9 protein-coding genes are annotated in these 10,722 nt (G+C 66.7%); 8 read left to right on the top strand and 1 reads right to left on the bottom strand.

Features of this window, described 5'->3' with window-relative positions; genetic code table 11:
* The first annotated feature begins 8 nt into the window (after positions 1-8).
* From IPK85_17545 to IPK85_17510, 8 genes are all read left to right on the top strand, one after another.
* The gene (locus IPK85_17545) at positions 9-311 is read left to right on the top strand and encodes a zf-TFIIB domain-containing protein (protein MBK8249182.1); all 303 of its coding nucleotides are present in this window, start codon (positions 9-11) and stop codon (positions 309-311) included.
* On the top strand, positions 312-2,612 hold the full coding sequence (purL, locus tag IPK85_17540) for a phosphoribosylformylglycinamidine synthase subunit PurL (GenBank protein ID MBK8249181.1): 2,301 nt from the start codon (positions 312-314) through the stop codon (positions 2,610-2,612). It begins immediately after the preceding gene.
* 2 nt (positions 2,613-2,614) lie between these two features.
* The gene (locus IPK85_17535) at positions 2,615-3,994 is read left to right on the top strand and encodes an amidophosphoribosyltransferase (GenBank protein MBK8249180.1); all 1,380 of its coding nucleotides are present in this window, start codon (positions 2,615-2,617) and stop codon (positions 3,992-3,994) included.
* A 71-nt stretch (positions 3,995-4,065) separates the two neighbouring features.
* Positions 4,066-6,729, top strand: a complete 2,664-nt coding sequence (locus IPK85_17530; GenBank protein ID MBK8249179.1) for a pyruvate, phosphate dikinase — start codon at positions 4,066-4,068, stop codon at positions 6,727-6,729.
* A 74-nt stretch (positions 6,730-6,803) separates the two neighbouring features.
* On the top strand, positions 6,804-7,691 hold the full coding sequence (gene aroF, locus IPK85_17525) for a 3-deoxy-7-phosphoheptulonate synthase (protein ID MBK8249178.1): 888 nt from the start codon (positions 6,804-6,806) through the stop codon (positions 7,689-7,691).
* On the top strand, positions 7,688-7,978 hold the full coding sequence (locus IPK85_17520; protein MBK8249177.1) for a chorismate mutase: 291 nt from the start codon (positions 7,688-7,690) through the stop codon (positions 7,976-7,978). The genes aroF and IPK85_17520 overlap by 4 nt, the downstream gene beginning before the upstream one ends.
* The gene (gene cmoA / locus IPK85_17515) at positions 7,975-8,751 is read left to right on the top strand and encodes a carboxy-S-adenosyl-L-methionine synthase CmoA (protein MBK8249176.1); all 777 of its coding nucleotides are present in this window, start codon (positions 7,975-7,977) and stop codon (positions 8,749-8,751) included. The genes IPK85_17520 and cmoA overlap by 4 nt, the downstream gene beginning before the upstream one ends.
* The gene (locus IPK85_17510) at positions 8,748-9,512 is read left to right on the top strand and encodes an isoprenylcysteine carboxylmethyltransferase family protein (protein MBK8249175.1); all 765 of its coding nucleotides are present in this window, start codon (positions 8,748-8,750) and stop codon (positions 9,510-9,512) included. The genes cmoA and IPK85_17510 overlap by 4 nt, the downstream gene beginning before the upstream one ends.
* Here IPK85_17510 and metC read toward each other — a convergent pair.
* Complete coding sequence (gene metC, locus IPK85_17505; protein ID MBK8249174.1) at positions 9,502-10,677, bottom strand: cystathionine beta-lyase; 1,176 nt, start codon at positions 10,675-10,677, stop codon at positions 9,502-9,504. The two genes, IPK85_17510 and metC, sit on opposite strands and share 11 nt — an antisense overlap.
* Between the last annotated feature and the right edge of the window lie 45 nt (positions 10,678-10,722).

Here is a 10,722-nt window from a genome sequence, read left to right as displayed (position 1 = left end):
CATCCCCCATGCCTGATTCAAAGCCGACCCGCGCTGAGGACGAATACTTCGTCAAGCAGGACGCGGAACTCATCAAGGAACAGCGCGCCCGCCTCGATGCCGAACGTGCGCGCGCCGAGCGTCGATCGCACTTTATGAAGTGCCCCAAGTGCGGCGCAGACCTGCAGGAAGTGGACTTCCACCACATGAAGCTCGACCGCTGCGCCGAGTGTGGCGGGTTGTGGCTCGACAAGGGCGAGATGGAGATGCTGGAGCACGTCGACCAGAGCGCCGTGCGCGGCTTCATCCGATCGCTCTTCGGGCTGAAGTAGATGGGAGCCACCCCTCGCCCCGGCGATCCGGCGATCACTCCGGCCCTCGTTGCCGACCATGGCCTGACCCCGGATGAGTATGACCGGTTGGTCGCGATGCTCGGCCGGACGCCGACCCTGACCGAGGTCGGGATCATCAGCGCATTGTGGAGCGAACACTGCTCATACAAGCACTCGCGGCCCATCCTCAGGACCCTGCCCACCAAGGCCCCGCACGTCCTGCAGGGCCCGGGGGAAAACGCCGGGGTCATCTCCATCGGGGATGGGCTGGCCGTCGCGTTCAAGATCGAGTCCCACAACCACCCCAGCGCGGTCGAACCGTACCAGGGCGCAGCCACCGGGGTCGGCGGCATCCTCCGCGACGTCTTCACGATGGGCGCACGGCCGATTGCGCTGCTCAATTCGTTGCGCTTCGGATCGTTGGAGAGCCCTCGCGTGCGTTGGCTCGTGGCCGGAGTGGTCAAGGGCATCGGGGACTACGGCAACTGCGTAGGCATCCCAACCGTGGCGGGCGAGGTCGTGTTTGATCCCTCGTACGAGGGTAATCCCCTCGTGAATGCGATGTGTGTCGGCCTGCTCAAGGAATCCGACCTGATCCGGGCGAAGGCGCAGGGCGTGGGGAACCCGGTCATCGCCGTCGGCGCACGCACCGGTCGTGATGGCATCCACGGCGCAGCGTTCGCCTCCGAGGATCTCACCGAGGCCCCGGAAGCCAAGCGTCCGCAGGTGCAGGTCGGCGATCCGTTCACCGAGAAGCTGCTGCTCGAGGCGTGCCTGGAACTGATCACAAGCGGGCACATCGTGGCGATCCAGGACATGGGGGCCGCGGGACTGACGTCCTCATCGGCAGAGATGGCGGAACGCGGCGACGTTGGCGTCACCATCGACACCACCAAGGTGCCCGTGCGCGAGCCCGGGATGACCCCGTATGAGATCCTCCTGTCGGAGTCGCAAGAACGGATGCTGGTGGTGGCGCGCCGGGGGCATGAGGACGACGTCCGTGCCATCCTGGAGAAGTGGGACCTCGTGGCCGAGGTGATTGGAGAGGTCATCGCCGAGCCGGTGTATCGCGTCACGGAAGGCGCGCAGGTGGTGGCGGAGTTCCCCGGCTCACGACTCGTGACCGATTGTCCGGTCTATCATCCCGATGCGCGCGAGGGGGACGAGGTGCAGGCCCTCCGCGCGATCAATGTGCACGCGATTCCCGCGCGCCCGGAGGAGGCCGACCCGTTCTGGACCCTCACGGAACTGCTGGCGAGCCCAACCATCGCCAGCAAGACGTGGATCCATCGGCAGTACGACTCCACCGTGCGTGGGCAGACCGTGGTCGGGCCAGGCCACGGGGACGCTGCCGTGGTCCGCATTCCCGGGACGACGAAGGCCATCGCCCTCAAGACGGACTGCAACGGACGCTACGTGTATCTGGAGCCCAGGACGGGGGGCCGGATCGCCGTGGCCGAGGCCGCGCGCAATGTCGCGTGCACCGGCGCGCGGCCAATGGCCATCACCAACTGCCTCAACTTCGGGAACCCCAAGCGTCCAGAGATCTTCTTCCAGTTCCGGGAGGCCGTCGGCGGCATGGGCGACGCGTGTACCGCGCTGGGCACCCCGGTCACCGGTGGCAACGTCTCGTTCTACAATGAGAGCCCGGGCCGCGCGGTGTTCCCCACCCCGACGATCGGGATGGTCGGGCTGATCGACCAGGTGGAGCAGTGCGTCGGCGGCGCGTTCCGTGTTGCCGGCGACGCGATCGTCTTGCTGGGAGAGCCGACCGATGAACTGGGGGCGAGCGAGTACCTCTCCCGCATCCACGGCCTCACCGCCGGCGCGCCGCCTCGGTGCGACCTGGAGCGCGAGCGGCTCCTGGTGGACGTCCTGCTTTCCGCGATCGGCGCGGGGGTGGTGCGATCGGCGCACGATTGCAGCGATGGAGGGCTCGCGGTCGCACTCGCGGAGAGTGCGATGATGAACGCCGAGGCACCGCACGGGTTCACGGTGGATCTGTCCGCGTATAGCCTTCCGACGCGGGCCCTGCTGTTCGGTGAGGCCCAGGGGCGCGTGGTGGTCTCCACACCGGACCCGCAGGCGCTCCTGCAGGTGGCCGCGCAGCGCGGCCTTCCGGCCACCGTGCTCGGGACCGTCGGGGCACTTGGGGCGGATGCGGTCGTCCAGGTGGCTGGGGCTCGGCATGTCGCGCCGATCGCACGGCTCGCCACCGCATACCATGACAGCATACCCAACCTCATGGCGCGGGTGGCCGTGTCGTCAGACGATGCGGCAGTCGCCGGGAGCATGCGCTAACCATGTGCGGAATCTTTGGGGTGTACGGACGGCCCGACGCGGCAACCATCACGCACCTGGGCTTGTACTCGCTGCAACACCGTGGCCAGGAGTCCGCAGGCATCGTGGCGGTCGATGGGGAGTCGGTCGCTCGCGGCACGCGGCGCATGGGGCTCGTGTCGGATGGGTTGACCGCCCGCGAGATGGAGGCCCTGCCAGGCCACATGGCGATCGGGCACACGCGATACAGCACGGCCGGGTCATCGGCGCTCGAAAACGCGCAGCCCGTGCTGGCGCGATTCAAGGGCGGGCACATCGCCCTGGCACATAATGGCAACCTGACCAACGCCACGGAGATTCGCGGCACCCTGGAGAATTCAGGGTCGATCTTCGCGAGTACGATGGACTCGGAGGTCATTGTCCATCGCCTGGCGCGCACCCACAGCGCCGCGCCTGAGCACATGCTGGCGGACGCGCTGGATGGCATCGAGGGCGCATATTGCCTGACCGTGCTGATCGGCGAGACCCTGCTGGCGGCCCGCGACCCGCGTGGCTTTCGGCCGTTGGTTGTTGGTCGATTGGGCGACGGGTGGGTCGTGGCGTCCGAGACCTGTGCCCTCGACATCGTCGGGGCTTCCCTGCATTGCGAGGTCGCCCCCGGCGAAATCATCGCCATGGACAGCCGGGGCTTTCGATCCCTGCAGCTCCCGACCCAGCGTCCCCTGACACGATGTGTGTTCGAACACGTGTATTTTGCCCGACCGGACAGCTACGTGTTCAGTGGTTCGGTGGACCGTGCGCGACGGGCGCTCGGTCGAAGGCTGGCGGCCGAGTCGCCGGCCCCCGAGGCCGAACTCGTGTTCGCCGTCCCGGACTCGTCCAATGCTGCGGCCCTGGGATACGCGGAAGCGTCCGGCCTGCCGCTGGAACTCGCCCTGATCCGCAACCACTACGTTGGGCGAACCTTCATTCAGCCGACACAGGCGGGGCGGGATGCCAAGGTGAAGGTGAAGTACAACGCGGTGAAGGAGGTCCTGCAGGGGCGCAGCGTGGTCATGGTGGATGACTCCATCGTCCGAGGCACCACGACGCGGGGGCTGGTTGCGCTCGTCCGCTCAGCGGGGGCCCGGGAGGTGCACATGCGGGTGTCCTCGCCGCCGATTACCGGACCGTGTTACTACGGGATCGACACCCCCAATCGCGAGGAGCTGATCGCCGCGACGCACTCCCTGGACCAGATCGCCGCCGCCATTGGCGTGGATTCCCTGGGGTACCTCTCGCTGGACGGGATGCTCAACGCGGTACCCGGGGGCCCGCACGGATTTTGCCACGCCTGCTTCTCGGGTGCGTATCCCACCGCTGCCCCACTCGTCGATCTGCACCGGGCAGGAAAGGACATGTAGGCAACCGCTGGACCTGCTCCGGACCCGACATCGGGTCCGCCAAGGACCCTGGGACGACATCGAGGCGCTCCATGACGCAGTTGGTCTACTTCTTTGGCAACGGCAGGGCCGCGGGCACCCGCGAGATGAAGGCCATCCTTGGCGGCAAGGGGGCGAATCTCGCGGAAATGACAAACATCGGTGTCCCGGTGCCCCCCGGGTTCACCCTCGCCTGCTCCACCTGCCTCACCTACCTCGAGGCGGGTCGGCGGCCCGATGGACTCGAGGCCGAGGTGGCGGAACACCTCGCCCGACTGGAAGAGGTGACCGGTCGTGGCTTTGGCGATGCGGCCAACCCGCTGCTGGTGTCGGTCCGCTCCGGCGGCCCGGTCAGCATGCCGGGGATGATGGAGACGATCCTCAACCTCGGCCTGAATGACCGAACCGTTCAGGGGCTCGCGACACTGAGTGGCAATGCGCGGTTCGCGTTTGATTCGTACCGCCGCTTCCTCCAGATGTATGGCGATGTAGTGCTCGGAGTCCCCGCCCAGCAGTTCGAGCACCTGCTTAAGGCCAAGCGGATGACGGCAGGCGTGGCCACAGACGCGGAGCTGTCCGAGGAGGCCCTCCGGAATCTCGTCGAAGAGTACAAGGCACTGATTCGCCACGAGACGGGCGCCGACTTCCCGATGGACCCGCGACTTCAGCTTTGGGGAGCCATCGAGGCGGTGTGGAAGTCCTGGACGCTCAAGAAGGCCGTCGACTACCGTCGCGTGAATGGCATCGCCGAGACGCTGGGAACTGCCGTCAACATCGTCGCGATGGTCTTCGGCAACATGGGCGATGACAGCGGGACGGGGGTCGCATTCACGCGCGATCCCTCCACGGGAGAGCGCCGGTTCTATGGTGAGTTCCTGGTCAATGCACAGGGCGAGGATGTCGTGGCCGGCATTCGTACCCCGCTCCACATTGATGAAATGGCGACGCGCCTTCCCGCCGCCTATGCGGAGTTGCTCCGTATCCAGGAGGTGTTGGAGCGCCATTTTCGCGACATGCAGGACCTGGAGTTCACCGTGGAACGGGGCACGTTGTACCTCCTCCAGACCCGCACGGGAAAGCGGACCGCGGCGGCGTCGCTCCGGATTGCCCGTGACATGGTGGCGGAGGGCTTGATCACGACGCGGGACGCCATCCAGCGCGTGAACGCGTCACAGCTGGACCAGCTGCTGCACCCCGTGATTGATCCATCAGCCCGCGCGGTCCCCATCGCCACCGGGCTCCCCGCGAGCCCTGGCGCGGCGGCCGGCATTGTGGTGTTTGACCCCGACGTCGCAGAGTCCCGTGCCGCACGGGGTGAAGCCGTGATTCTCGTGCGCGAGGAAACGACACCAGAGGACTTCCACGGTATCGTCGCCGCACGTGCGGTCCTCACCTCGCGCGGTGGGATGACGAGTCACGCGGCGGTCGTGGCCCGCGGGATGGGCAAGTGCGCGGTGGTGGGATGCAAGGAGGTTGAGGTGGACACCACGCGTCGGGAGTTCACCGTCGGCACCACCACAGTGCGCGAGGGAGACTGGATCACCCTCGACGGCGCGACGGGTCGTGTCTTCCCGGGAGACCTCCCTACAGTCCCCTCGGAGGTCGTGCGCGTCACCCAAGGACAACTGGCGGCGGCCGAGGCACCCCTGCACCAGGCTTTCGCCCAGGTCCTGCAATGGGCGGACGGCGTACGTCGCCTCAAGGTGCGCGCGAACGCCGACACGCCGCGCGATGCGCGCGTCGCGCGGGCGTTTGGAGCGGAGGGGATCGGGCTGTGCCGCACCGAGCACATGTTCTTCGAAGGCGACCGGATCCACGCGATGCGCGAGATGATCGTCGCGCGCGATGAGGGCGGTCGCCGTCGGGCCCTGGCCAAGTTGCAGCCGATGCAGCGCGGAGACTTCGAGGCGATCTTCGAGGCCATGAGCGGGTATCCGGTCAACATCCGGCTACTGGACCCGCCGCTCCATGAGTTCCTCCCCCACGGTGGCGAGGAAAGCAAGTTGCTGGCTCGCCAGCTCCGGCTGACGCGCGAAGAGCTGACGAGGATTGTCGAAGGACTCCGGGAATCCAACCCCATGTTGGGCCACCGCGGCTGCCGCCTCGGGATCACCTACCCGGAGATCACGGAGATGCAGGGGCGGGCAATTTTTGAGGCCGCGGTCCGCGCGAGTCGACGCGGGCTCGACGTTCAGGTCGAGATCATGGTTCCCCTGGTCGCCACCGAGAAGGAGTTCGTGCACCAGCGGGCCATTCTTGAGGAGTGCCACACCCAGGTGGTCCGTGCGATGGGATACGACATCCCCTACCAGATCGGTACCATGATCGAGCTGCCACGCGCGGCGCTGACCGCGGCGGAGATCGCCCGAACGGCCGAATTCTTCTCGTTCGGGACCAACGACCTGACGCAGACCACGCTCGGTCTGAGCAGGGACGACGCCGGCCGCTTCTTGCCGGGCTACGTGGAGCGCGGCCTGCTGCCGGAGGATCCCTTCCAGGTCCTCGATGTCGTGGGAGTCGGTAAGCTCATCCGGATGGCGGTGGACGACGGGCGCGGTGCCCGCCCCGGACTCAAGACGGGAATTTGCGGTGAGCATGGCGGCGAGCCTCGATCGATCGCCTTCTGCCACTCGGCGGGCCTCGACTATGTTTCCTGCTCGCCGTTCCGGGTACCTATCGCACGATTGGCCGCGGCCCAGGCGGCGCTGACGTCGTGAGGCTCTGGCGCTTGACGGTGAGGCGGTCGCGGGGATAGCGTCGCGCCGCCCGACACCATCTTGCTCCCCCCGACGTGAGCGCACCTCGAAAGCGGCCGTATCCCCTCGCAGGTCTGGGCGCCTCTGCAGGCCCGACCGTCATCACGGTTCCTGACACCAGCCTGACGATTGGCGGGCCTGGGATTGCGATCATCGCCGGGCCATGCTCAGTGGAGAGTTACGGAATGTTGAGCCAGACGGCGACCTCCGTCCGCGCCGCCGGCGCCGCATTCCTGCGAGGGGGCGCCTTCAAGCCGCGAACCTCTCCCTACACATTCTCCGGACTCGGCGTCGACGCGCTCGAGATGCTGGCGACCGTCCGGGCCGAGACCGGGATGCCGGTCGTGACCGAGGTCATCGACACCCGGCTGGTGGATACGGTCGCGATGTACGCGGACATCCTGCAGATCGGCGCCCGCAACATGCACAACTATGCCCTGTTGTCCGAGGTCGGCCGGACGCGCAAGCCCGTCCTGCTCAAGCGGGGGTTTGCAGCCACCATCGCCGAGCTGGTCATGGCCGCGGAGCACATCATGACCCAGGGCAATATGGATGTGATCCTGTGTGAGCGCGGCATTCGTTCGTTTGATACGGAGACGCGCAACACGTTCGACGTGGCCGCGATCCCGGTGCTCAAGCGGGAAACGCACCTGCCGGTGATCGTGGATCCGAGCCATGCCGCCGGACGGACCGACATCGTGGCGGCACTGTCCAATGCGGCCATTGCGGCGGGCGCCGACGGCCTCATCGTTGAGGTGCACCCCCGCCCACCGGAGGCACTGTCTGACGCCGACCAGTCGCTGAGTCTCGCGGAGTTCGACGCGCTCATGCGCGGGCTCGCTCCCTTCGTGCAGGCGGCCGGACGGTACCTGGTGGCCCCAGCACCCATTCCGGTTGCCCCGCACACGGAGCCTGCCTCGTGAGCACCCCCCAGGAGGCCGTGCGGGAGCTCGCGCGGCTGCGCGAAGAAATCGAGCAGGTCGATCGCCAGATCGTGGAACTCGTCGTGCATCGCGCCAAACTTGCGGCAGAAGCGGGACGCGCCAAGCGAGTCGCGGGCCTTCCCCTCCTCGATCCGGTCCGGGAGGCTCGGGTCATGGAAACCGCCGCTGAGTACGCCCGCCAAGCGGGTATCCCGGACGCTGAGGTTCGCCAGGTCTTTCGGCTGCTCATCACGATTGCGCGCAAGTCGCAGGAGGCGATTCCATGACCAACCCCGATGCCGTGGCCGGCGCGATGCCCGTTGGGGCCGTGGAGCACGTCCCACCGGACAAGGTGTTCGCCGCACCCCAGCAGGCGACGGACTTCAAGTTCGACTCACGCACCGCCGGCGTGTTTGACGACATGGTGGGGCGTTCCGTCCCGTTCTACCATGAGATCCAGCGCATGACCACCGAGTTGGCCGCGGACTTTGCGGTTCCGGGGACCAATCTGTACGACCTTGGGTGTGCGACTGCGACGACGCTCATCGCGTGCGAGCCCGTGGTGCACCCGGACGTGCACTTCGTGGGTATCGACAACTCGGCGGAGATGCTCGCCAAGGCGCAGAGCAAACTCGATGCGCTCCCGAGCGCGCGGCGCCGCACGCTGGTGCTCGGCGACCTCCACGAGGAGATCACCATCGAGAATGCCTCGGTCGTGATCCTCACGCTCACCCTGCAGTTCGTGCGCCCCCTCCATCGCGAACGCCTCATCCGGACGATCGCCGAAGGAATGAACCCACAGGGATGCCTCATCCTGGTCGAGAAGCTCACCGAGGACGACACCCTCTTCAACCGCCTCTTCATCAAGTACTACTACGACATGAAGCGCCGGCACGGGTACTCCGATCTCGAGATCTCCCAGAAGCGTGAAGCCCTCGAGAACGTGCTCATTCCGTATCACCTCGCCGAGAATGAGGCGCTCTGCAGGAAGTGCGGGTTCACGAAGTTCCAGACCTGGTTCCGCTGGTACAACTTCTCGGGGATGATCGCCGTCAAGTGAACGCGAGCCAGGTCCCTGCACTGCCCTGGAGTCCTGCCTGGCTCGTCCGGTACGGGAACTTCCTGTTCAAGACCCGCGATGCGGTCTTTCCCGTGGTCCTCGTGGGGCTCCTCGTGATGACCCCGATGGGCACCATGGGCGGCGACGTACCGAGGTCTCGCCTGGTTGACATTGCCGGCGTGGCCATTGCCCTCGCCGGGCAGCTGCTTCGTGTGGCGGTCATCGGGTATCGGTACATCGTCCGTGGCGGGCGTAATCGCGAGGTCTACGCCGAGGGCCTGGTGTCCACCGGGTTCTTCGCCCTGTCGCGCAATCCGCTGTACGTCGGAAATATCCTGATCCTCGCGGGGCTCTTCGTTATCTGGAACAGCCCGTGGATGTACCTCTTCGGCGCCCCGTTCTTCCTCCTGGGATACCGCGCGATCGTCGCGGCCGAAGAGGCCTATCTCGGTCGACAGTATGGGAGCGAGTTCGCGGCCTACTGCGCCCGGGTACCTCGCTGGTGGGTGCGTCTCGGGGGGCTCGCCACTGCGACCTCCGGGATGACCTTCAATTGGCGGCGCGTGGTGCTGAAGGAATACGGGAGTGCCGCCTACTGGATGGCCGGCTCCGCCGTGCTCCTCCTGCTCAAGGATCGGCGGTACGCCCTTCTCACGTCGACGGAGCCGCGACCGTTGGTCTACTGGGTAGCCATCGGCGGCGTCGTTCTCGGGTGGGGCATTGCCCGCTACCTGAAGAAATCGAAGCGGCTCAAGGAATAAGGGCCGAGCCCAGCGCGAACTCGAGTGCCGCCACGAGGCGCTCGACGGGCTCAAGCCCGATGTGCAGCCGAACGAGGTTCTCCAGCGACGCCGTGGACACCGTCCGGGTGATGTTGGCGCCGCCCGGGAGCACCGCTGGCATCACGAGGCTCTCAAACCCACCCCACGAGTACCCGAGGCCAAAGGCGCCGGTCTGTACGAGGCGATCGACGAATACCGCAACTTCGTCCTTCGTTGCCGCCGTGCCCGCCGGCGTGAGCAGCATGAACGCGAATAGCCCGTTCGATCCGTTGTAGTCCCTTCGCCAGACGTCGTGCCCCGGACAGTCCGGGAACGCCACGTGAAGGACCTGACCAACGCGCCGCTGTCCCTGCAGCCACTTCGCGACGGCGAGCCCGGAGCGCTCGTGCTGGCGGAGGCGAATTTCCACAGAGCGTGCACCGCGCGTCGCGAGGTAGGCCTCGTCCCCATTGGTGCAGCTGCCTAACGCGACGGCGGTATCCCGTAACGCACTCCATGAAGTCGCGCTCGCAACCACTGCCCCCAAAAGGAGATCGGCGTGTCCGCCCCAGTACTTGGTGAGGGGGATGATCGAGATATCCACACCGTGGTCGAGGGGGCGGAAGAGCCCCGGCGAGCCCCACGCATTGTCCATGAGAATGGCGGCGGGGTGACCGCTGCTCCGGATGGCGCGGGAGATGGCGGGGACATCCTGCACCTCGAAGGTGTAGCTTCCCGGGCTTTCCTGGAGCACGGCGCAGGTGGATGCCCGCAACAGCTGCACGATCTCTGCGCCAACCATCGGATCGTAGTACTCCGTCTCCACGCCAAGGCGGCTAAGGGTCTTGTCGCAGAGTTCACGGGTCGGTCCGTACACGGAGTCGGGGACCAGCAGGTGTGCTCCGGTTCGCGCGACGGTCAACAGGGCGACGGCCACAGCGCCGAGCCCACTGGGAGCGAAGACGACACCCGCGCCCCCTTCCGCGGCGAGCACCGCGTCCCGGAGTGCGTCGGTGGTGGGCGTCCCGAAGGTGCCGTACATCTTCGGATCGGGATCGCCCGCGCGGTTGGCCCGGTGCACCTCCTCGAGGTGTGCGATCGAGTCGAAGAGGACGGTGGAGGCGCGATAGACCGGCGTATTGGGCGCGCGGAACGATGATGCCATTGAGGTATCCAGACGGTGCAAAGCAAAGAACCCCACTCGCAAGGT

It is taken from the genome of Gemmatimonadota bacterium (assembly GCA_016712265.1).
GTDB lineage: Bacteria > Gemmatimonadota > Gemmatimonadetes > Gemmatimonadales > Gemmatimonadaceae > RBC101.
This window is presented reverse-complemented; position numbering and strand designations above follow the sequence as displayed.